Here is a 23,743-nt window from a genome sequence, read left to right as displayed (position 1 = left end):
CACATACTCTGATGACTTAGTCTACATTCTGAAGCTTAGTGTGCACTAAGCTTTTTTTAGTCTTTCATCAATTCCCACGGGTCATGCTTTGGATGCTTTTCTTCAATAAAGACTTTCGTGTTTGGCGGTAGATTTTTCATGATCCACTCTGCATCTGGAACACTCAAGCGAATACTTCCATACGCTTCGATATTTTTCTTTTTTGTTGGACGTTTCCCTAATCGTTCAGCTTGTGCCATGAGCACCTGACCTGCTTGATCAAAAGGTACAGACTCGAAGCGATATAGTCCTTGACCTTTAAATGAAGTCCAATATTTAGCCCCGTAATTTCTTGTCGCATCAAAATATTCTGCCCCACGTTGCTTTTGTAATTTGAATTCACCCGTTGGCGTTTGTTGATAATCTTTGGTACTAGCAAAATTTTGAGCCATCGAAGCATACATCGTATACAGTGTATATGGTCCTTGACGTACGTAAACACGTTGTTTTTCTGGAGAAACTAGTAACCAGATCCGTTCGGCCTTCTTTTTTGAATGAACTGCTTGTTTGATATCTGGATATGGTAAAAGTTCAGAAGGTTGATCCCATGCGATCGGTAAACGCATATTTTTAGCCTGTTCTTTCTTTAGATCTTTGACTTTTTTGTCTTCCTTTTTCTGAACTTTAGCCTGCCGTTCAACTTTGATCGCATTTTTTTGTTCTGCGCGATGCACATGCAAAATACTATACCCAGCAAGGAGAACTAAAATACCAGCTACTCCCCACTGCATCCACTTGATTTTCTTCATAGATCCACAAGATCCTTTCTAATAATTACGTCCCTTTCTTAAGATACAGATACCTGCTGAGCTTGTCAAACGAGTCACTTTCGCAAACTGACTTGTTCAACGTCAAAAATTTTGTCTGCTAATCCAGCGTAAAAACTCTCTTCATGGGTCACAAGTAAAATATTTCCTGGGAAATCAAGCAAAGCTTGCTTCAAAGCCGCTTTAGTTTCATCGTCTAAATGATTCGTTGGTTCATCTAAGATCAAGAAATTACTTGGTTTTAGTTCGAGCAAGCACAACTTGACTTTTGTTTGTTCGCCCCCGCTTAGAAGTTCTAACGGTTTCAAAATATTAGTAGCATTTAGCCCTGCTCGTGCTAAACGTTGCCGGATCGTTTTTGGTTCTAATTTAGGGTATATATTTTGCAAAAGCTGCAGAGGCGTCAAAGTTTTATCTTCCCAGCTGAGCTCTTGGTTAAAGTAATTGATCACAGTCGCATCGACAAACTGGACCGTTCCTCCAAAAGTCTTTAATTGACCTAAGATCGACTTGATCAAAGTCGATTTTCCGATACCATTAAAGCCTTTTAAAACGACTTTTTCTCCGTGACTTAATGAAAATGTCACTGGTGAAAGCAACGGACGTTCATAACCAACTGATAAGTTCTCAACTTTAAGCGTCGTAGCTGAAAGTAGTTCAATGTAAGGAAAATTAAATTTAGCTTGAAGATTATCACTTGGAGGGGTTAATCGTTCTAACTTATCTAGGCGTTTTTGACGTGAGCGCGCCATCGCTGCCCTTGTGCCAGCTTTATTCTTTCTGATATAAGCTTCATCTTTTTCGATCTGGCGTCGTTGCTTTTCATAGGCTTTCAACTGAACTTCTTTTTTTAGTTCTTTTTGTTTGAGTGCCTTTTTAAAACTCCCAGTATACTTCGTGATCTTACCAAAAGAAACATCGATGATCGTATTGGTGATCTTTTCTAAAAAATCATAATCATGCGAAATGACCATAAAACACCCCGAAAAAGCATTCAAATATTCGATCAACCATTCGATGTGTTCTGTATCTAAATAGTTCGTTGGTTCATCTAAAAGCAATACGTCTGGCTCTTCCAACAAGAGTTTAGCTAAAATGATCTTTGAGCGTTGTCCGCCAGAACATTGACTGACTTGACGTTCTTTGCCTAACGCATCGATCCCTAAACCAGTCATGACCCGCTCGATCTGGACATCTAACGCATAAAAATCACCAGCTTCGAGTTGTTCTTGATACTTACCGGCTTTTTCTAATAAACGTTCATCTAGTGTTTGCGCGTAATCTGCATAACATTTTGCTTGTTTTTCAGCGATCTCATCAAGCTCGTTAAAAGCACTGCGCAAAAAAGCTCCGATCGTTAGTTCATGTGCTGATTCAGCATACTGGTCTAAATAACCGATCTTAGTCTTTTTTTGCCACTTGATCTGACCAGCATCTGCTAAAAGTTGACCAGTAAGCAATTTGATCAAAGTCGATTTACCTGCCCCATTTTGCCCGATGATCCCCATATGATCTTCTTTATTTAAAGTAAATGAAGCATCCGTATAGAGTTCTTTTTCAGCAAATCCCATCGTTAAGCCACTTACTTCTAAAATACTCATCTTTCTTCAATCTTTCTATTTTTATAAGGATAACTTTTTTAGCGTAGTAGCTCTTTTTCTATCTGTCAAGCAGGTTCTTTTGATTTACCCTTGAAACTTAAAGAAATTTTCGCTAAAATGTAAAGATGTATTGATTAAATAAAGGGAGGGAACTGTCCATGTCACAAAATACACACGTCGGCGTAGGTAACGACCGTCGCCCAGTTAACCAAAAGAACGTGAAGAAACGTCGTGCAGAACACCAAGCTGTTTTGAGTTTCTTAAAAGAACGTGAAGAAGCAGAAAAAGCTGCTAAATAATTGAGCAACACGAGGCACTTCGCCAAGTGGAGCTTAAAATTGAGTTGTCTTTATCCGGCGAAAGCATGCGCGCGTTTTGCGTCGATAACTCAACTTTAGTTCAATTAATTGGATATCAATAGCTCCACATGGGCCGCTGTCAGTAGTGTGCACATGTGGATTTATTTTTTTACTTACATTTACACTAAATTTACACTTTCTTTACCTTCAGATAATTTCTCTTTCTTTCCTTCTTATGATACGATTGTTTTGTAAACGATAAAAAAAATTTAAGGAGGGGTCAACGTTCACTGCAAAAACAGTTCCATAGTATATAGCCAGACTAAATATTCGCAAGAAAGCTCTGATGTGAGTCGAATATTTAATGCATTATTTCGTTTTAGCACCTATTTTTAAGAAAGGAAATCTATGATCTTTCTTGAAACACTGCTAGTCATGGCTATGTTTACTCACATGTTATAGAAAAGGCTCTTTTGATTGAAAACAAAATATTATAACCTTACTAGTGAACAAACACTGGAAAAATTGACTAGTCAAGCAACTGGTCTCACAGAGGCACAAGTTAAAGAACGCCAAGCCCAATATGGTCCTAACGTTTTAGAAGCTAAAAAGCATACGACTTTGCTCCAAAAATTCATTGCGCAGTTCAAAGATCTCATGATCGTGATCTTGATGGTCGCTGCTTTAGTTGCCATGTTTGCGGGCGAAGTCTCAGATGCTTTGATCATCTTTTTAGTCGTGATCTTGAATGCTGTCTTTGGCGTTTTTCAAGAAGCTAAAGCTGAAAATGCGATCGATGCCTTACAAGAGATGACCACCCCATATTCACGTGTCCGCCGTAACGGTAAGATCTTACAAGTCAAAAGTGACGAACTTGTTCCTGGCGATATCGTCTTACTTGAAGCTGGCGATATCGTTCCTGCTGATATGCGCCTCTTGAGTGCTAACTCACTTAAAGTTGAAGAAGCTGCTTTAACAGGTGAATCCGTACCAGTCGACAAAGATGCCGCTGTTATGACTGAGACTGAACCACCTTTAGGTGAACAACATAACTTATGCTTTATGAACACAAGCGTGACTTATGGGACTGCAGAAGCAGTTGTTTTTGCGACTGGGATGAATACCCAAGTTGGACATATCGCTACGATGCTTGATGAAGTCGATAATTCAGTGACTCCTTTACAAAAAAATATTACCCATTTGAGTAAAGTTTTAACAGTCTTGATCTTAGTCATTGCTGTTGTGATCTTTGTCTTTGGAGTCGTAACTGGGCGTGAATCGGTCTTAGATATGTTACTTACAGCGATCTCTTTAGCGGTCGCAGCGATCCCAGAAGGTCTCCCTGCGATCGTAACGATCACACTTGCTTTAGGAACACAAGCAATGGCTAAACGGCATGCGCTTGTTCGTAAGTTACCTGCAGTCGAAACATTAGGTACGACCGAGATCATCGCTTCTGATAAGACTGGGACTTTGACTCAAAACAAGATGACAGTCGAACAGCTTTATACGCCACAAACAGATCTTGTCCAAGCTTCTGCCTTTGAGATCTCGCCAGAGTCTAAATTGACTCAGATCATGATCTTAGCAAACGATAGCCAAGAAACACCAGATGGTCTTGTGGGCGATCCGACAGAAACAGCTTTGATCCAGTATTACCTTGATCGAGGGCTCGATATCAAACAAGTTCAAAAAGCTTTTCCACGCGTTGATTCGATCCCCTTTGATTCTGAGCGCAAGATGATGTCTGCCTTAGTTGAAAATAACGGCCAAACTTATTTGATGACTAAAGGGGCTGTCGATGAGATCTTACGGCAAGCAACTCAGATCGAAGAAAATGGCGAGATCCGACCATTAACAAAAGCAGACAAAGAAAAGATCTTAAAAGTCAACCATGATCTAGCTTTAGAAGCTTTACGAGTTTTAGGCTTTGCTTACAAACCTTTGACTGATACAACTAAAGAAAAAACAGCTAAAAATTATGAAAATGAGCTGATCTTTGTTGGATTGATCGGTATGATCGACCCAGAACGTCCTGAAGTTAAAGATGCTGTCGCTGAAGCAAAATCTGCTGGGATCAGACCTTTGATGATCACCGGTGACCACAAAGATACTGCGCGGGCGATCGCACTGCGCTTAGGGATCATCACACCTGAAGATACAGCTGGAGTGATCACGGGGCGCGAACTAGACGCGATGTCAGATGAAGAGCTCAAACAAAATGTTGACCGTTATTCGGTCTATGCCCGTGTTGCTCCTGAACATAAAGTGCGGATCGTCAAAGCTTGGCAAGCCCACGGCAAGATCGTCGCGATGACGGGTGATGGTGTCAATGATGCCCCTGCTCTAAAAACGGCTGATATCGGGGTCGGTATGGGGATCACTGGGACTGAAGTTTCAAAAAATGCTTCTGATATCGTTTTAGCTGATGATAACTTTGCCACGATCATCTTAGCGGTCCGTGAAGGTCGTAAAGTCTTTGCTAATATCCAAAAAGCGATCCAATACTTGCTCTCAGCTAACTTAGGGGAAGTTTTGACGCTCTTTATGATGACGATGCTCAACTGGTCGATCTTTGCTCCTGTTCAGATCTTATGGATCAACTTAGTCACCGATACATTCCCTGCGATCGCATTAGGCGTCGAAAAAGGTGAAAAGAACATCATGCAACAAAAGCCCCGCGGAAGTAAGTCGAATTTCTTATCAAATGGCGTTGGCTCAAGTATCATCTATCAAGGTCTTTTAGAAGGTCTCTTGACACTTGGTGTTTACTGGATCGCTCTTAACTATCCTTTCCACCATACGTCAGCTCAGATCCATGCCGATGCATTGACGATGGCTTATGCAACTTTAGGGGTCTTACAGTTGTTCCATGCCTTTAACTCAAAATCGATCCACGGAACGATCTTTAGAAAAGAAACATTCAATAACAAATATTTCAACTTAGCGGTCATCAGCTCAGCTATTTTGCTAGCAATGACGATCTTTGTCCCCGCCTTCAACCAAACATTCCACGTAACAACGCTTGCGCTCCAACAATGGTTGATCGTCTTAGGCGCTGGGGTCTTGATGGTCTTGATCGTTGAAGTCGTTAAATTTTTCCAACGTCGTTTTATCTACCAAGATGAACGTTAATCATCAAAAAGAGGCTGTGACATAAGTAGTCTCTATAAGAGAAAAGTATCTCAGAAATCGAAAATTTGATTTCTGAGATACTTTTTCTTTACGTATTTTGTTTATCTTGGTCACTACTGTGACTAATTTGTTGATATTCATTGCCAAAACTACAATGCCCATTTCCTTTTCGACTCTTTCGCTCCCCCTAACTGAGAATCGGTTGAATCCCAAAGAAGCCTTCAATCTTCCAAAAACAGGTTCAACATCAATTTTGCGCCGTGCATAGATTGATCCAGTATTAGAAGATGAAAGTAAAGCTCGTTGTTGTGCTTTAAAATATTCCCAGGCATTATTGACCATGATCTTCCTTACGTGTCCACTTTTAGTTAAGGCTCGGGGATCTATCAAATGATCATCATCAAATTTTTCAGCAGTATATACTTTAAAATCTCTAGTAAATCCATACTTATCAGTTCTTTTAGAATAGTTTGAAAAATTGAATCTAACACCGTTAAGGTCTAAATAATAGTCATCTTTTTCATTATAAGACCAATTCATGATTTTATGATCATCAGTTTTCCATTTGCGACTATTCTCTTTGAGCATTGTCCCATAAGGGATCAAAACGGTGCGATCACCGTAATTATCGTCACAAAAACGATAATTACTCTCAGAACCATACCCAGCATCAGCAACGATAGTTGAACCAAGTACGCCATTGTCATTCAAATGGTCAATAAAAGTAGGAAGCGTTCTTGTATCAGTTGGATTAGCAAATAACTTATACCCGGTAATAAACTGGTTACTAGTAGCAATTTGAAGATTATAAGCAGGTTTTAGTTGTCCGTTTAACATTGGATCTTCTTTTACACGCATAAAAGTAGCATCATGGTCAGTTTTAGAGTAACTATTTCGTTCTCTAAGGATGTCTTTTTGTTTTTGGTGATTTTGCATTTTTTCTTTACGCGTTAATAGTTTTTTGTAGGTTGCCTTTAATTTTCGACGTTCTTGTTTCGCAGGGTTCGGCGATACTTGTCTAGTTTCTTCGACTTTTTGATCTAAAGCAACTAGATAATCTTCAAACTTGGCAATTATTACATCTAATGCTTCCAAAGTCAGGTCAGATCCTTTGGGGATCTTTCCGATAACTTTAGCTTCGTGGAGCTCGCCTAAAAGTTCAACAACTTTTTGACGATTGAGCTCATCAAAACGAACGACATTTTTCTTCCAGACAAAAGAATACTTATTAGCATCCGCAAGGATCTTCGTACCGTCAATGAAAGAAATGTCATCAATCAGATTATGTTTTTTTAGAAAAGCTGTCAATTTAGTTAAACTCTCTTGTGTTAAGGTAGCTAACTCATCAGAGATCCGAAAACGACAAATAGTTCGATAAGAAGGGACTTGATCAGCGATCAACCAACCAGCAGGCTTATTTTCGCGAGCAAATCTCTCAATTTTTCGACTACTAAAGATACCATAGCTATAAGCAAGTAAAGTGAGCTTTAGCATAGCAGCTAGATCATATTCACGAGGGCGTCCAAATTGATAGTTATACTTGAGTTCTAAACTTTCAACAAGTTCATTGATGTAGAGAGCTGGATGATTTTTTTCAGGAATATATTCTAAAGAGATGTTCAAAATAGTCTGATTAATGTTATAATGACTGTGTATCATTTTATGTTATCCTTTCGAGGGTAATTGTGAGGTAGCCGGGCGTGGCTACCTTTTTTCTTTGATTATAATTCAAAAGCTGGATATATGAAACACGAAGGTTTCCATACATCCAGCTTTATTTTGTAGACTTATGTCACAGCCTCTTTTTTCATGTTCAAATTTCTACGAGTTGGGCATTATCTAATAAATAAAGATATTTATGCGTGACTTTTTTGCCTAAGATCTTTTCCAATGCCAGCTGATAAAGGTTCAACTGTCCTTGATAACGCTCTTTGATCTTTTGGATCCCAGTTTTGCCTAAAACTTTATCAGTCTTATAGTCAAATAAGATCACCTCATCATCTTGGGTGATGACATAGCCGTCCATGATCCCATGGACTAAGATCGGATCAGTCAGATCGGCTGAAAGTTCAGCAAAAACTTGACCTGCAGGTAAAGTCATCGAAAACATCACTTCACGTTCTACTGCTTTGGGTGAGGCTAAAAGCTGTTTTCCTAAATCACTTTGATAAAATAAGACGATCTTTTCTAGTTCGATCTTTTGGGCCACTTCAGGGCTGATTAACTGACCTCTGACTAATTCATCTAAGAGCCCTTTAACACTTTGGAGCGTCGGCTCTTTTGTCAACGGCATTTTTTGCAAGATCAAATGAACAGCTGTCCCGACTTCTGCAGGGGTAACTTGAACTTTTGTCGTCATAAATTTAGGGGTCTTAAATTCACCGACTTTACGTAAAGCCCCTGCTTCTTTATTTAAAGATAAGCGTTGCATTTTTTCTAGATCAGGATCATCAAATAAACGTTTTATCTCAGAAACGGCTTGATAAGCTGTTGTCTTCGTTGCGACTTGTTTAGGATAGATCCCCCCTAAGATCTGATCGATCTTAGGATAAGTCTTACTTGGAACTTGTAACTTGAGCCATTCATCAAGTGTCAGTTTGTTAGCTTCAAGCTCAGAAGATACCAGATCATTATAAGTGCTAAAGCTTAAAGTCAGCTCAGCTTCTACTGCGACTAAAGTTTCAGTTAAATAAGCCTCTGGTAGCGCTAGTGCATCAGTTATTTCTTTTTTGCGATATAATGCGGGTAAGATCCAATCCATAAAGCTCTTAGCATTAGCCCGCAATTCATCGTCTAAAAGTCGGTTCGTTGAATGCTTGGCTTGCTCGAGCACCTTTACAGCTTCTTCTTTTGTTTTATAGCCTGCAACGATGAAGAGTTTTTCTTGCGCTCGTGTCAAAGCAACATAAAGTAAACGCATTTTTTCAGCTGCACTTTTTTTCTTGGCTTCTTCACGCGCTAGTAATTTGACCAAGGTCTCATATTCGATCCGTTTGTCTGGTTCAAGATAAGTCAAAGCTAAGCCACTTTTTTCACTTAAAAGATATTTTCTATCAAGAAAACGCGTGTTAAATTTTTTCGCAGCGTCGATCAAAAAGACGACTGGAAACTCCAAACCTTTACTTCCATGGATCGTCATCACATTGACTGCATTATCTGTCGTTTTCGTGACTGCTTCAGCCAGATCATCTTTTTTCTCCTGCATCTTCTTGATAAAGCGAATAAACTGAAATAAGCCCTTAAAACTACTTTGCTCATATTGAGCGGCCCGCTCATAGAGCGCATGCAAATTAGCTTGGCGTTTGGCTCCACCAGGCATTCCTCCAACATAATCTAAAAAGCCAGTTTCCGTGTAGATCGCTAAAATAAGTTCGGCAAGTTCATTTTGGTGCGCTAAATCACGAAAATAAGTCAATTGTTTCATAAAATGCGCGACCTTTTGATAGAGCTCTTGCACAAAAGGTTCTTTTGCTTTATTTTTTTCATCTTGATAAAACTTCAAGACTGCTTGATAATAATCACCCGTTTTATCGTTGATCCGTAAATAAGCTAATTCGTTTTCTTTTAAGCCAACGATCGGCGAACGTAAAACAGCTGCAAGTTCGATGTCTTGGTACGGATTATCGATGAGAGAAAGCAAGGCTAACATGATCCGTAGCTCAGTCGTTTGAAAATAGTTTTGTGATTTTTGCACATAAAATGGGATCTTTAAACGCTTGAGTTCCTCTGATAATAATAAATGCTCACTTCTGGTCTCAGATAAGATCGCAATATCGCCATAATCTAGCGGGCGCATTTTTCCAGTTTCACGATCATAGATCTCATAGCCTTCATCGTGGAGATCTTTGATCTTTTTAGCGACTAAAGCGATCTGCCCTTCTAAATTACTATTGACTTCAAATGTTTCTGTCAGCTGCTCTGGGTCATGCTCCCAACGCATCTGTGGGCGCGCATCTTTCTTTTTAACAAGCGGATCTTCTTCTGACGTATATAACAATACTTCAGTCGGAAGTGTCAGTTTAGGGTGATCTTTTAAACCATAAACAAGTTGCGCACTTTTATCATAATCCATCTCACCGATCTGTTCATCCATGATCTGTGAAAAAATGAAGTTTGTCGTTTGCGTGATATTTTCAGCTGAACGAAAGTTTTCGGCTAAAATGATCCGTTCACCTGACGTCTCAGGCAAAGCAAATGTCCGATATTTACCTAAAAATAGGGTCGGATCAGCTAAACGAAAGGCATAGATCGACTGTTTGACATCCCCTACCATAAACATATTATTACTTGAGATCGTTGTTAAGATCGCTTCTTGCAACTGATTTGTATCTTGATACTCATCGATCATGATCTCTTGGTATTTTTCTTTAAGTAATTGGCGAACGTTCGTTTGTTCTGTGACAGTTTGTAAGATCTGATACGTTAGATGCTCTAAGTCACTAAATTCTAAAACATGACGTCTTTTTTTCTCAGTCTGATAAGCTTTAGCAAATAAAGCCACGACCTCACTTGCCTTTTGGGCTAATTTTTGTGCGGCTGAAAAAGTCTGCGTCACTTGTGCTTTATCGCTATTAAAATACGTTTCACATAGTTTAGTAAAGCGGTCTTTAGCTTCATCGCGCAATAGTTTTGCTTGCTCTTTTACTTCGATCTGATCTGCTTCTAAATTCCGGACAGCTGGAGCACGTTTGAATTTCACTGCATTCAAGCGCTGGTAGAGTTCGTCAAAACCACATCCTTGTTTTACTTGGTGGCTCAAAGTTAGTAATTCTTCTGCTTCTGTAGCATATAAGACGCTCAACTTAGTCAATTTATCATTTTCATTTGGCGCAGTTTCTAAAAGCGCGCTAGCTTGTTCTAATTTAGCGACGATCTGTTTTAGTTCGTAAACGACAAAAGGTTGAAATTCTTGCAAATAAAAAGGACTTTGATCAAGATCATCTTCAACTAGCGTGTAATTATCAGCTAATTTATTCAACCAAGCTTTAGGATCAGGATTGACATTGGCAAAATCAAATAATTCCATCACCAGTTCAGTCAAACCTTCATCACTACGGTCATTTGAAAAGTTGAGCGTCAACTGTTCAAAAAGTGGATCATTTTTTCCGTATAAACGTTCCCGAACATCTTCCCAAACGCTTTCGCGCAAAAGCGTTCGCTCAGTTTCATCTGTCAATAGACGAAAATCAGGATCAAGATCTAAAACATAGTAATAACTTTTGACGATCTTCAAACAAAAAGCATCGATCGTGCTGATATCAGCCAAATTGACTTTCGCTAGTTGGCGCAAATAAAAATGCTTTTTTGCTTCATCTTTTTCTTCATTAAAGGCTACACGTAAAGCTTTTTGGATCCGCTCTTTCATCTCACGGGCAGCCGCTTCAGTAAAGGTCAAGATCAACATCGAATCGATCTCGATGCCTTCTTTTAATTTAGCGATCACACGTTCAACTAAGACACGGGTTTTTCCCGAACCAGCTGAAGCGGCCACTAAAATATCATGTCCCCGCGCTTTGATCGCCCGTTCCTGTCCAGGCGTAAAAGTTATTTGTGCCATTATTTTTCCTCCTGGTTTCCTTGCTCTTCAGCTAAAAAGCGTAAAATATCAGCCGTATTTTCTGTTGGTAACCGATAATAGTTATTTTCTGGTAACATTGCATCAAACTGCATGATCGCCTCATATGGGCTATAGGTCAAGGCTGAGCCATCACTCCAACGAGCTGGTGCTAGATCGATCCGCCCAGCAAAGATCATCTCAGCTGCTTGTTTGATCAATTCTTCATTGTGAGTTAGTAAAGCTTGCAGTTGTTCAAACGTCAAAAGCTGGTTTTGAGCACTTGAGCCTCTATAAGTCCCATCCCGATTTTTACGGAACGGATAGATCAAAGACGGTCCAGTCTCATCGACCAATCTAGCATCTAATTTTTCTAAAACTGCAGCTTGATCGACTAAAAGACCTTGGTATTTATTTTTCTTCAGCACTTCTGTTGCATAGTCACGCGTATAGAGCTCTTTTTGTTTAAAAGTTGGATCATATAAATGCATGTAAAGAGCTCCTGCAAGCTCGATCTTGTCTGGATCTGTCTCTGAGACGATAAGTTGCTTGTTTTTAGCTAAAGCATCCAGATAAGTCAGTAATTGTAAGGCCAGACCAAAGTAAGCTTTAGCATGCTCGAATTTTTTGGCCCCTGATTTATAATCGACTAAACTCAAATAATGCTTACCTTCAACTACAAGATCATCGATCCGGTCGATCTTTCCGCGCACTTGGACGAGCTTTTTGCTTGGCGTCAAAAACTCTAATCCTGCTAGACCTTTTTCTTGTCCAATATGCCCAAATAAAACTTCTGTTTGAAGTGTTTGGACATCATTATAATTTCTTTGTTGCTTGATCGCATAGCCTACTTGCTTAGCGGTTTTATTCAACTGACGCGTTAAAAAACGCATGCGATTTGAGCTATCTAAGATCGCAAATTGAGGCATCTGCGCGATCGATTCTAAAGAACGCGTGAAATACTGATCAAATTCTTTAGCTGAGAGCTGCTTCAACTCACGCCGTTCGCGCAAAAGCAACTTGAAGAACGTATCTAACAGCGTATGGAAATACTCACCTGTATTAGCAGCATTGAGCTCAAAGATCTCACGTTCACGTAAACCAAGCCCATATTTTAAGAAATATTCATATGGATCAGCATAAAAATCTTCAAGACGTGAGATCGAAGTGTTGAGCTTTGTTCCATATAGACCTTTGACGCTTGCTGCACTCAAACGTTCTGGAATATTTTTATAGCGTAGACTCTCTTCTAAGCGCTCAAAAAGATCCTCAGACTGAAGCTTTTGACGGACATACCGCCACTCATCACTGAGATCTTGTCTTTTCTCATAAGCTAAACGTTCTAGTCTTAAAAGCTCACTCAAGGTCGTTCGCTTTGTTCCTAAATGAGCAGTGACATTTTCAAAACTATTGTTAAAGGAGACCCGCAGTAAAGGTAGCTCCAACGCATCTTTGATCCGTTCGACATAAGGTGAACATTTTAACTCAGCTTCATCGCCACTCGTCAACGGATAACTCAAATAGAGCTTTTCTGTTGGCGTTAAAAAGGCAAGATAGTTCAAAAAAGGTTCATTAGCTAAAATTTGCTCTGTATTATCAGCTAAATACTGTTCGTTCGTCAGGCGTGTACTTAATTCGCTTCGCTCTTTATCACTTAAAAGCGTCTCATTGACTGCCACATCTGGCATTACTAGATCAGTCGCACCTAAAAGAAAAACGATCTTTTTATCTTCTGGTTGGACCATTCCGGTTTCTGAGATCACGACTTGATCAAGCGTCGTTGGAACTTGACTATAAGTCGCCCCTTCAAAGCCAGCTTTTAAAAGTTCTAAAAAATCATTGACTACAAATGGTTCTTCTCCAAGAGTTTCAACATATTCATCTAATAGATCACAAAAAACGCCCCAAACTTGTTCTTCTCGTCTAGATGCATTGAGATCGTCGTTTTCAAGCGCTGCTTGGCGCCAATTTTCCAATTGATCCAAGACCCCATTTGTCTGTAAAAACGCCAATAAAATTTCCGCTGCCTGTTGCCCATTTTGGGCCGTGGCTAATTTTTCATAAAATGGCGGTAACACTTGACTGACAAAACGCCGGATCACATTGATCTTTTGAGTGATCTCATCTTCAAGTTTTGTGCGTGTCCCTAAATTAGTCATAAACCGTGAGTAGACCCAGTCTTTTTCAAGCCAACCTTTTTTTTGATAGCCAAAGCGTAAAACTTGGTTTTCAGCTAGATCAAGGTCATTACGAAATTCAGCTAAGGATAGATCTTTAGGCACCAAAAGCTCTGTTTTTAAAAGGCGCATCAGATCTTCATAACGATAACCACGTTGCTCAACTAATAATAAAGCATTTAAAAATTCAACAAGCGGATGATCGCTCATTTTCTTTTGGAGATCGATAAAAACTGGGATGTCAAATTGCTTGAATGTTGGTTCTAAAATATTTTTATACGGATCTAAATGGCGACTCAAAACTAAGATGTCACGATAACGATAGCCTTTTTCTAAAACAAGTTGCCGGATCGTCGTTGCAAGATAGCGAACTTCTTCGACGCGGTCATCGGCAGCGATCACTTGTAGATCTCCATTCAGCTCAGCTGGTGTTTGCGCGCCAATGAGTTTATTGGAAGCGATCCAATATTTCTCTAATTCGACTAGATCTGAGCTGACCCGCGTTACTTTTGCTTTTTGATCAAGTAAAACTGGGACTTGAGCACTCCGCGCACTTTGATATAACCGATGATATGTCAGGCCTGCTCGATAAAAGAGCTCACTTGTTTCAGGCGCCTTCTCAACATAAGCTTTATCTAAAACTAAAGCCACTTTGACTTCTTTAGCATGTAACATCAAGCTTTCTAAAACTTGCATCTCACTAGCATTGAATTGGGAGAAACCATCTAGAAAAAAGTAACTATGGCTCAGATCCATTTTTTCAAGGTGCTGTTTTAGCGCGACCAATAACGGCGCTGTCCCAAAAACTTTACCTTGACTCAACTGTTCAAATTCATGGTAGACTACAAAAAGGTCATGTAATTTAGCTAAAAGATCTTGTTCTGAGATCTCTTTTTCCAATGCTTGATAACTTTGTTTTAGATCTTCACTTGTGATCAAAGACGTACTCAACTCTAAGAGCTGCTTAGCTAATTTCGTGATAAACCCCGGACGCGTTTGTTCACTGAAAAAGAGCGTCAACTTTTCTTTTTGCTCACGTAAAATTTTATAAACGAGCATATTAGCACCGGCTTGACTAAGACGCGGGGCTTGATACTCGGGGCGATCTTTCATAAAGTACCAAGCTAAACGTGAGAATGACAAAACTTGGAGTGCTGTCGTTGCAAACAGATCGTGGGCTTCATTTTGCTTAGCTAAATGTTCTAAAATACGAACTTCTGAATCAAATTTGATATGATTCGGAACTAAATAATAGATCTTAGCTTTTGGATCTTCTTTTTGACATTTACTGATCTCTTCTAGCAGTACCGCTTGGCGATCAGTCGAAGCCTTTCCTAAAATAAATCCTAGACTCATCTATCAGACCTTCCTTTCATTTTTTACTAGCTTAACATTTTTCAAAAAAAAGACTTGCTAGTGTCAAAATACACTGAGCAAGCCTTAATGATAGATCAAATATTATCTTTTTGGTTAAAAAGTGAATCGACTGAATTGTTATGATAGATCAGATCGATCGCTTTGGCAAAGATCGGTGCCACAGATAAAACTTTTAATTTATCAAATTGCTTTGCTTGAGGTAAGGCGATCGTATCAGTCACAACGATCTCTTTGTAAGCCGAATCTTTGAGTTCTTCAACAGCATTACCAGAAAAGACAGCATGCGTTGCACAAGCATAAATATCTTTGGCCCCAGCCTTAGCTAAAGCAGCTGCGGCATCAGCCATCTTAGCGCCAGTATCGATCATATCATCGTAAACGATACAATTGTGGCCTGAAACTTCACCGATAACTGTTGAATTTTCAATGTCTAACCGATTTTCATCCCGTTTATCGACGATCGCGATCGGAGCTTTCAAAAGATCGGCCAAGTTACGAGCGCCTTTGACGCTATTATGGTCTGGCGCAACAACGACAACATCTTGGCAGATCCCTGCTTGTTTGAAATGCTCAGCTTGTTCATAGATCGCTAATAAATGATCGACTGGAATATTGAAAAAGCCTTGTAGTTGTCCTGCATGGAGATCAAGTGCGATCACACGATCAGCTCCGGCTAAAGTAATGAAGTTTGCGATCAGTTTAGCTGTGATCGGTTCCCGTGAGCGCGCTTTACGATCGGCCCGAGCATACCCATAATAAGGGATGATCGCATTGATCGAACCAGCACTTGAGCGCCGCAAAGCATCCATCATGACCATCAATTCCATAAAATTCTCATTAACTGGATCTGAAATAGATTGGAGGATAAAGACATCATCCCCACGCACACTTTCGTTGATATTGATCTGGATCTCGCCATCACTAAAATGTTTGACGGAAGCATCACAAAGTTTGACTTCGAGCTGATCAGCGATCTTTTGCGCTAACTCTTGGTTCGAATTTAACGCAAACAACTTGAGTTGGCCGTTTGCTTGCTTATTTTTCATAATTTCCTCCAGTTTCGTTCCCTGTCTTTGCCGGTGTTTATCCACCACACTATGATTATAGCATATCTAAAATCGTTGTTTGGCTTATTTTTCAAGTTGCGCTTTGATCTGTTGGACCATTGCTAGCTCTTCGTTTGTTGGCAGCAACAAGACCTTGACTTTGGAAGCGCTCGTTGAGATCACGCCTTCTTGCCCTTGCTCATTTAACGTTTGATCTAATTCAACACCTAAACAAGCTAAACGAGCACAGATATCTTGGCGTAACCAAGCATTATTTTCACCGATCCCGCCAGCAAAAACAAGTACATCCGCCCCACCTAGTTGAGCAAAATAGCTGCCAGTATAGCCAACGATCTTATTTTCATAAACGTCAAGTGCCAAACGACACTGCGCATCAGTAGCACTCTTTTCTTTGATATCGCGCATGTCATCAGAATAACCTGAAAGACCTAAGAGACCTGACTTTTCATTGAACAATTCTAAAACTTCGCTAGCTGAAAGTGAAAGTTTTTCCATCAAAAATGGTACTAACGATGGATCCACATCACCAGCCCGTGTCCCCATCGTCAAGCCAGTCAAAGGCGTAAAACCCATCGAGCTGGCAAAAGCTTGACCATCTTTTGTAGCTGAAACAGACGAACCACTTCCTAAATGAAGGGTGATCAATTTGAGTTTTTCTAAAGGTCTTTCAAGTAGTTGCGCTGCTTTATGCACGAGATATTCATGACTGATCCCGTGTTCACCATAACGTCTGATCCCATATTCTTTAGTCAATTCATAAGGTAAGCTAAAGATCGCATTTTCTTCAGGCATCTGAGCAAAGAATTGGCTATCAAACACTGCATATTGTGGTACATCTGGCAAAACTTGTTGCATCAATTCGATATATTTGGCTTCCATCGGATTATGTAAAGGCGCATGATCGCTTAAAGCTAGGATCTGCGCGATCACATCTGCATCAACTCGCGTAGCCTTTTTAAAAGTTTGTCCGCCAGCGACAACGCGGTGGCCCACGCAAGCAATATCAGCTAACGACGTGATCTTTAACGCAGTCAATTTTTCTAAGATCATTTCTGCCGCACGTTCATAAGTCAAGTTATCCGTTGTTTCCTGATAAACTTCAGTCCCGTATTTGATCTCAAATTTTGAACCTTTAGCAAGCATCCGTTCGACTAAGCCTTTGGCGACCACGCTTTCATCCGTCAATTCAAATAACTTCCATTTAACTGATGAGCTTCCAGCATTCATTAATAAAATTTTTGGCATCTACTTATACTTCTAGAGTCTTCTCTAGTCTTCCTTTCATTTCATACTTACTTAAAAGTATAACTGAAAAAAATGATTCTCAAAAGTAGCTAGATCTAGGAAAATTTAATTAATTTTTTTATGTTAAAAATTTCAAACGTAATATTTGTCACATAATCGTGACAAATTGTAATTTTATCGGAATGTATGTGTTATATAAAAAAGGTATACTGCTTAGTGTAAAGAAATGAAATAGTAGAACAGTGAATAGATAAAGTATAAATTTTAAGGAGAGTTTTGTTTATGGAAATGAAGAAAGTTGTTACAGGAGCGGCCGCGTTATCTGGCTTAGTTACTTTAGGACAAACTGCTGTTAATGCTGATGAGATCGTTGTTCAAGCAGGAGATACTGTCTCTGAACTTGCTTTAAAACATAACACAACGATCGAAGCGATCGAACAAGCTAACAAACTGCAAAACGTTAACTTGATCTTCGTTGGTCAACGCTTAGAAGTTGGTAACAACGGCGTCTTCAATTCACAACCAGTGCAACAAGTTCAGGCACAAGCTCAAACACCAACAGCTGAAGTTGAACAACCACAACAAGCACAAGCACAAGCTCAACCACAACAACAAACACAAGCTCCTCAAGTGCAAGCACCTGTTGCACCTGCTAGTGACGCAGAAGCAAGTGCTAAAGCATGGATCGCAAACGTCGAATCAGGTGGTTCTTACACAGCGCAAAACGGGCGCTACTATGGTAAATATCAATTGACTGATTCTTATCTTGGCGGAGACTACTCTCCTGAAAATCAAGAACGTGTCGCTGATAACTATGTGTCTAACCGTTACGGTTCTTGGCAAGCAGCTAAGTCATTTTGGCTTGCAAACGGTTGGTACTAAGATTTAAAATAATTACACCGAGCTCGAAAAAATTTTTCGAGCTCTTTTTTGCGTCCTTAAGCCAAAAACACAACATCTGCGACCTGTTGTGCAAAACAAGCACTAGATATTGTAGAAATTTTATTGATTTATGGTATACTAAATTACACAATCAATTCAAAGGGGTTTTTAATAATGGCTTTAGATCTATATACAAAAGATAACTGTATCCAATGTAAGATGACCAAAAAATTCTTACTCGAAAATAACATTGAATTTGGCGAACATAACATCTCTGATCACCCTGAATACATCAGTTATTTAAAAGAAAAAGGTTTGAGCACTGTGCCTGTGATCGAACAAGACCATTCTCCGATCATCAATGGTTTTCGACCTGATCTCCTAAAGAAGCTGGCGATTCAATGAAGATCGCCTTTTTTAGTGTGACCGGCCAGACTCGGCGCTTTGTCAAAAAACTTGGTCCAGACGTCGATGCGTTTGAGATCACTCCAGTCGATCCTTTAATTGAAGTGACAGAACCGTTTGTTTTGATCGTTCCGACTTATGAAGATGAGATCACCTACCCTGTCACTGAATTTTTAGAATACAACAACAATGCCCAATTTTTAAAAGGGATCGTGGGCACTGGTAATCGCAATTTTGCAGAATTATTTATTTTTACAGCCAAGGACTTGGCGGCTAAATTCAAAGCACCGATCATTTATGCTTTTGAATTCAACGGTACGCCTCGCGATGTTGAAAATTTTAAGGAAGCGGTGAATAAACTTGAGTCTTAAAGACCTCGATACCAATAACGTTACGTATTATGACCTAAATAATCGTTTGAACATCCCCCTCAATGGTCAGATCCAACTTGATCAAGATCAAGCAGCACTAAAAGCATTTTTAGAACAAAATGTCGTGCCAAATACGATGCGCTTTGCTTCACTCAAAGAGCGTTTTGAGTACTTACTTGAAAATAATTATTTAGAAGCCGATTTTATCCAAAAATACGAATTTTCTTTCATTGAAAAACTCTATGCGCACCTCAAAGAAGCTGATTTCCATTTCAAAACCTTTATGGCAGCGTATAAGTTTTACACTCAATATGCTTTAAAGACAGATGATGGTCAGTACTATCTTGAAAACTTTATCGATCGTGTGGCTGTCAACGCGCTTTATTTTGCCGATGGCGATGAAGCGTTAGCTTTGAAATTAGCCGATGAGCTGATCAGTCAACGCTACCAACCAGCAACACCAAGTTTTTTGAATGCCGGTCGGAGCCGTCGGGGCGAACTGGTTTCTTGCTTCTTACTGCAAGTGACTGATGATATGAATTCGATCGGGCGCGCGATCAACTCAGCCTTACAGCTTTCACGGATCGGTGGTGGCGTTGGGATCACATTGAGCAACTTACGTTCAGCCGGAGCACCGATCAAAGGGATCAAAGGTGCTGCTTCTGGGGTCGTGCCTGTCATGAAATTATTAGAAGATAGTTTTTCTTATTCCAACCAATTAGGACAACGTCAAGGGGCTGGTGTCGTTTATTTGAATGTTTTTCATCCCGACATCATCGACTTTTTAGCCTCTAAAAAAGAAAATGCCGACGAAAAGATCCGCGTCAAAACACTTTCTTTAGGGGTGATCGTGCCCGATAAATTTTACGAATTGGCTAAAAACGATCAAGCGATGTACCTCTTTGATCCCTATGATGTTGAAAGAAAATATGGCAAACCTTTCTCATATGTCGATATCACAGCTGAATACGATGCTTTAGTGGCTGACAAAACGATCACTAAAAAGAAGATCTCGGCCCGTTTACTTGAAGAAGAGATCTCAAAGCTCCAACAAGAATCTGGTTATCCATACGTGATCAACATTGATACTGCTAACAAAGCTAATCCGATCGCAGGTAAGATCATCATGAGCAATCTTTGTTCTGAGATCTTACAAGTTCAAACACCATCCAAAATAAACGATACGCAAGATTATGAAGTTTTAGGTACTGACGTTAGTTGTAACCTTGGTTCGACAAATATCGTCAATTTGATGGCTTCTCCTGATTTTGGAAATTCAGTCGAAACGATGGTCCGGGCTTTGACTTTTGTAACAGATAATTCCAATATCGATGTTGTTCCTTCGATCCAAGCTGGCAATAAAGCCGCCCATTCGATCGGTCTAGGCGCGATGGGCTTACATGCTTTTCTAGCTAAAAATCAGATCCACTATGGTTCACCTGAAGCCCTTGAATTTACAAGTACTTACTTCATGTTATTGAACTATTGGACTTTAAAAGCTTCCAATCAGATCGCCAAAGAGCGTTCTGAAACTTTTGTTGATTTTTACAAGAGTGCTTACGCTTCAGGCGCATATTTTGATAAATATTTGACGCACGACTATGCGCCAACTTCGGAGAAAGTCAAAGCTTTATTTGCCGGAGTCTTTATCCCAACTAAAGCCGACTGGGAAGAATTAAAAGAAGCGATCAAACGCGATGGCCTTTACCATCAAAATCGCTTAGCTGTCGCACCAAACGGTTCGATCTCCTACATCAACGATACGACAGCTTCGATCCATCCGATCATCAATAAGATCGAAGAACGCCAAGAGCGTCAGATCGGGAAGATCTACTACCCGGCGCCATATCTTTCAAATGAGACTTTACCATACTATGCTCCAGCCTATGATATGGATATGCGCAAAGTCATCGATACGTATGCAGCGGCTCAAGAACACGTCGATCAAGGGATGAGTCTGACGCTCTTTATGCGCTCTTCGATCCCAGAAGGACTTTATCCTTGGAAAGCAGGTCGTACAGATAAGATGACGACACGTGACCTTTCGATCTTACGTAATTATGCACACCATAAAGGGATCAAATCGATCTATTACGTGCGCACCTTCACCGATACCCAAGATGAAGTCGGCGTCAACGAATGCGAGAGCTGTGTGATCTAAGGGGGATTATTTAGTATGGAAAATTATAAAGCGATCAACTGGAACAACTTAGAAGACCAGATCGATAAAGCGACATGGGAAAAACTGACAGAGCAATTTTGGCTCGATACGCGGATCCCACTTTCAAACGATCTTGCTGACTGGCGGACATTATCGGAGGCCGATAAAGATGTGGTGGCTAAAGTCTTTGGGGGCTTGACACTGCTTGATACGCTCCAATCACAAGATGGGATGTCAGCTTTAAAAGCTGACAGTCGCACGCAACAAGAAGAAGCTGTTTTGAATAACATCGAATTTATGGAATCTGTCCACGCTAAAAGTTATTCTTCGATCTTTTCTACTTTGAACACACCAAAAGAGATCGAAGAGATCTTTGCTTGGACAGATACAAATGAGATCTTGCAATACAAGGCCCAAAAGATCAATGATCTTTACCAAAACGGAACACCGCTCCAAAAGAAAGTCGCTTCGGTCTTTTTAGAAACATTTCTCTTCTACTCTGGTTTTTATACCCCACTTTACTGGTTAGGGCATAATAAACTGGCTAACGTAGCGGAGATCATCAAATTGATCTTACGCGATGAATCGGTCCATGGTACCTACATCGGCTACAAGTTCCAACTTGGTTTCAACGAACTTTCAGAAGCTCAACAAGAAGAGTTCAAAACATGGATGTATGAAACGCTCTATGATCTTTATGAAAATGAAGAAAAATACACCCACCTCTTATATGATCAAGTTGGTTGGACTGACGATGTTTTAGTGTTCTTACGCTATAACGCCAATAAAGCTTTGATGAACCTTGGCATGGATCCCCTTTTCCCAGACACAGCTGAAGACGTCAATCCAGTCGTGATGAACGGGATCTCGACTTCTACCTCGAATCATGATTTCTTCTCCCAAGTCGGGAATGGTTATCTCTTAGGTAACGTTGAAGCTATGCAAGATAGTGATTACGAATTTTGATCCAAAAAAAGCTCGCCTATTTAGGCGAGTTGATATGATTCCCCTAGAGTGGACACGGAAATAATAAAGATTCTGTGATCACTCTAGGGGGATTTTTTATGTCTAGAAGAACTACTAAACATACACTTGAAGAAAGATACCAGGCAGTCTCCGAGTATCTTAGTGGACAATATAGTAAGTACTTTATCTGCCGGAAATATACCATTTCTAAAAATACATTTGATAATTGGATCAGAAAATACAAAGCTGGCGGTTTAGATGGCTTAAAAGAGTCTAGAACCTGGAAAGAATATTCAGTTGAATTAAAAACAACTGCGGTTCTAGAATATTTAGAAAATGGACGTTCACCAAAGAAAATTTGTGATAAATACAATATTTCGAGTGTTTCGGTTTTACGTAAATGGATCAACTTGTATACTAATGGAAAAGGCTTTAAAGCTACCATTGGAGGTCGTAATAGAATGAAACATGGACGTAAAACTACTTTTAAGGAACGGCTCGAAATAGTTCAGTATACACTTGCTAATAATAAGAATTATCACAAAGCGATCGATAAATATAATGTTTCTTATTCCCAAGTCTATAATTGGGTCAAAAAGTTTGAAGTAGATGGCGAAAAGGCATTATACGATAATCGTGGTAAAACAGTTAAAGATCGTGATTATAAGACTCTTTCTGAAACTGAGCGTCTCAAGCTTGAGATCCTACGTTTGAAAGAACGTAATAAATATCTAGAAGCAGAAAATATCGTTTTAAAAAAATTGGACGAACTCGAAAGGAGGAGATAAGCTTTATACCTAAAAATCTGCGTTTTAAAGCTATTCAGGAAGTTCTTAAAGAGTTTCCACAAATTGAACTCTGGATCCTTTGTGCGATCTTAAATGTATCGCGCTCAGGGTATTATCGTTATTTAACTGCTCCAAAATCACAATGTACTTTGGAAAATGAATGGTTAAGTGAGATCATAAAAAAAGAATTTCATGCTTTAAATGGAATTTACGGTTCTAGAAGAATGACTCTTCTTATCAATCGAAAGTATCAAAAACAATATAACTTCAAACGTATTCGTCGCTTAATGAGAGTCCTTGGTTTATATTCAGTAATTCGTCGCAAACGCCGAGGTTGTACTCGTTCAGAACATTTAAACTACGAAGAAAATACTTTAGGTCGTGATTTTTCCGCTACTAGACCTAATCAAAAGTGGGTGACTGATGTCACTTATTTAGAATATGGCTTAGGACAAAAAGCTTATTTAAGTGCGATCAAAGATCTATACGATGGATCTATCATAAGTTTTGAAATTAGTAAAAGAAATGATAATCGGCTTGTCATGAAGACTTTAGAAAAAGCATTCACGCATTTAAATGAAGCTAATCTACTTCTTCACAGTGATCGTGGATTTCAATATACTTCAAAGGAATATCTTCGGTTGACCTCAAGGCATGGTGTTACAAGAAGTATGTCTCGAGTGGGGAAATGTATCGATAACGCACCAATGGAAAGTTTTTGGAGTCATTTCAAGACAGAATGTTATTATTGGCTAAAATGTGAAACATATGGAGAACTTGTAGAAATGATCGAAAACTATATCAAGTTCTACAATACCCAACGTTACCAAATAAAACTAAACAGCCTGACTCCAGAAGAATACCGGAATCAGGCTGCCTAGAATTTTAATTATTTAGTTGTTCACTTGA

The 23,743-nt window shown here is 39.6% G+C and carries 14 protein-coding genes and 1 pseudogene; 8 read left to right on the top strand and 7 right to left on the bottom strand.

The window, feature by feature from the left end; translation table 11 throughout:
• Window positions 1-56: 56 nt before the first annotated feature.
• Both QFX10_RS05815 and QFX10_RS05810 read right to left on the bottom strand, forming a co-directional pair.
• Window positions 57-788, bottom strand: a complete 732-nt coding sequence (locus QFX10_RS05815; RefSeq protein WP_280605334.1) for a L,D-transpeptidase — start codon at window positions 786-788, stop codon at window positions 57-59.
• A gap of 74 nt (window positions 789-862) precedes the next feature.
• On the bottom strand, window positions 863-2,407 hold the full coding sequence (locus tag QFX10_RS05810; RefSeq protein ID WP_280605333.1) for an ABC-F family ATP-binding cassette domain-containing protein: 1,545 nt from the start codon (window positions 2,405-2,407) through the stop codon (window positions 863-865).
• 158 nt (window positions 2,408-2,565) lie between these two features.
• On the opposite strand from QFX10_RS05810, the gene QFX10_RS05805 reads away from it, so the two are divergent.
• Complete coding sequence (locus QFX10_RS05805; protein ID WP_280605332.1) at window positions 2,566-2,706, top strand: hypothetical protein; 141 nt, start codon at window positions 2,566-2,568, stop codon at window positions 2,704-2,706.
• A gap of 477 nt (window positions 2,707-3,183) precedes the next feature.
• A complete protein-coding gene (locus QFX10_RS05800) occupies window positions 3,184-5,841 on the top strand; it encodes a cation-translocating P-type ATPase (RefSeq protein WP_280605331.1) in 2,658 nt (885 codons plus the stop codon).
• A gap of 3 nt (window positions 5,842-5,844) precedes the next feature.
• On the opposite strand, the gene QFX10_RS05795 is transcribed toward QFX10_RS05800, so the two are convergent.
• The 5 genes from QFX10_RS05795 to QFX10_RS05775 all read right to left on the bottom strand — a co-directional run bounded on the left by QFX10_RS05795 (window position 5,845) and on the right by QFX10_RS05775 (window position 17,261).
• Window positions 5,845-7,497 (bottom strand): IS1182 family transposase, encoded by a 1,653-nt coding sequence (locus QFX10_RS05795; protein ID WP_280607238.1) that lies wholly within the window; start codon window positions 7,495-7,497, stop codon window positions 5,845-5,847.
• 157 nt (window positions 7,498-7,654) lie between these two features.
• Window positions 7,655-11,398, bottom strand: coding sequence for a helicase-exonuclease AddAB subunit AddA (addA, locus tag QFX10_RS05790; protein ID WP_280605330.1), 3,744 nt, complete (start codon window positions 11,396-11,398; stop codon window positions 7,655-7,657).
• Window positions 11,398-14,928, bottom strand: coding sequence for a PD-(D/E)XK nuclease family protein (locus QFX10_RS05785; protein WP_280605329.1), 3,531 nt, complete (start codon window positions 14,926-14,928; stop codon window positions 11,398-11,400). Before QFX10_RS05785 ends, addA begins: the two co-directional genes overlap by 1 nt.
• A gap of 95 nt (window positions 14,929-15,023) precedes the next feature.
• Window positions 15,024-15,995 carry a ribose-phosphate diphosphokinase gene (locus QFX10_RS05780; RefSeq protein ID WP_280605328.1) on the bottom strand — a complete coding sequence of 324 codons (972 nt, stop codon included), beginning with the start codon at window positions 15,993-15,995 and terminating at the stop codon, window positions 15,024-15,026.
• Window positions 15,996-16,079: 84 nt separating this feature from the next.
• Window positions 16,080-17,261 (bottom strand): acetate/propionate family kinase, encoded by a 1,182-nt coding sequence (locus QFX10_RS05775; RefSeq protein ID WP_280605327.1) that lies wholly within the window; start codon window positions 17,259-17,261, stop codon window positions 16,080-16,082.
• A 282-nt stretch (window positions 17,262-17,543) separates the two neighbouring features.
• Here QFX10_RS05775 and apf point away from each other — a divergent pair, with 282 nt between their 5' ends.
• The 6 genes and pseudogenes from apf to QFX10_RS05745 all read left to right on the top strand — a co-directional run bounded on the left by apf (window position 17,544) and on the right by QFX10_RS05745 (window position 23,715).
• Window positions 17,544-18,143, top strand: coding sequence for an aggregation-promoting factor (apf, locus tag QFX10_RS05770; RefSeq protein WP_280605326.1), 600 nt, complete (start codon window positions 17,544-17,546; stop codon window positions 18,141-18,143).
• 174 nt (window positions 18,144-18,317) lie between these two features.
• Window positions 18,318-18,548 carry a glutaredoxin-like protein NrdH gene (gene nrdH / locus QFX10_RS05765; RefSeq protein ID WP_280605325.1) on the top strand — a complete coding sequence of 77 codons (231 nt, stop codon included), beginning with the start codon at window positions 18,318-18,320 and terminating at the stop codon, window positions 18,546-18,548.
• Complete coding sequence (gene nrdI / locus QFX10_RS05760; RefSeq protein ID WP_280605324.1) at window positions 18,545-18,919, top strand: class Ib ribonucleoside-diphosphate reductase assembly flavoprotein NrdI; 375 nt, start codon at window positions 18,545-18,547, stop codon at window positions 18,917-18,919. The genes nrdH and nrdI overlap by 4 nt, the downstream gene beginning before the upstream one ends.
• Window positions 18,909-21,080, top strand: a complete 2,172-nt coding sequence (gene nrdE, locus QFX10_RS05755; RefSeq protein WP_280605323.1) for a class 1b ribonucleoside-diphosphate reductase subunit alpha — start codon at window positions 18,909-18,911, stop codon at window positions 21,078-21,080. Before nrdI ends, nrdE begins: the two co-directional genes overlap by 11 nt.
• 15 nt (window positions 21,081-21,095) lie before the next feature.
• The gene (nrdF, locus tag QFX10_RS05750) at window positions 21,096-22,046 is read left to right on the top strand and encodes a class 1b ribonucleoside-diphosphate reductase subunit beta (protein WP_280605322.1); all 951 of its coding nucleotides are present in this window, start codon (window positions 21,096-21,098) and stop codon (window positions 22,044-22,046) included.
• 98 nt (window positions 22,047-22,144) lie between these two features.
• Window positions 22,145-23,715 (top strand): annotated as a pseudogene (locus QFX10_RS05745) (IS3 family transposase).
• Window positions 23,716-23,743 lie beyond the last annotated feature (28 nt).

This window comes from Ligilactobacillus faecis (assembly GCF_029889745.1).
Lineage (GTDB): Bacteria > Bacillota > Bacilli > Lactobacillales > Lactobacillaceae > Ligilactobacillus > Ligilactobacillus faecis.
Note: the sequence above shows the minus strand (reverse complement) of the source record. Positions and strands in the feature narration are given on the sequence as shown.

Bases quoted from the DNA above. Each gene is read 5' to 3' on its own strand.
- nrdH (WP_280605325.1), top strand. From the start codon at position 18,318: ATGGCTTTAGATCTATATACAAAAGATAACTGTATCCAATGTAAGATG.
- QFX10_RS05775 (WP_280605327.1), bottom strand. From the start codon at position 17,261: ATGCCAAAAATTTTATTAATGAATGCTGGAAGCTCATCAGTTAAATGG.
- QFX10_RS05810 (WP_280605333.1), bottom strand. From the start codon at position 2,407: ATGAGTATTTTAGAAGTAAGTGGCTTAACGATGGGATTTGCTGAAAAA.
- QFX10_RS05785 (WP_280605329.1), bottom strand. From the start codon at position 14,928: ATGAGTCTAGGATTTATTTTAGGAAAGGCTTCGACTGATCGCCAAGCG.
- QFX10_RS05780 (WP_280605328.1), bottom strand. From the start codon at position 15,995: ATGAAAAATAAGCAAGCAAACGGCCAACTCAAGTTGTTTGCGTTAAAT.
- apf (WP_280605326.1), top strand. From the start codon at position 17,544: ATGGAAATGAAGAAAGTTGTTACAGGAGCGGCCGCGTTATCTGGCTTA.
- nrdF (WP_280605322.1), top strand. From the start codon at position 21,096: ATGGAAAATTATAAAGCGATCAACTGGAACAACTTAGAAGACCAGATC.
- nrdI (WP_280605324.1), top strand. From the start codon at position 18,545: ATGAAGATCGCCTTTTTTAGTGTGACCGGCCAGACTCGGCGCTTTGTC.
- QFX10_RS05815 (WP_280605334.1), bottom strand. From the start codon at position 788: ATGAAGAAAATCAAGTGGATGCAGTGGGGAGTAGCTGGTATTTTAGTT.
- QFX10_RS05805 (WP_280605332.1), top strand. From the start codon at position 2,566: ATGTCACAAAATACACACGTCGGCGTAGGTAACGACCGTCGCCCAGTT.
- addA (WP_280605330.1), bottom strand. From the start codon at position 11,398: ATGGCACAAATAACTTTTACGCCTGGACAGGAACGGGCGATCAAAGCG.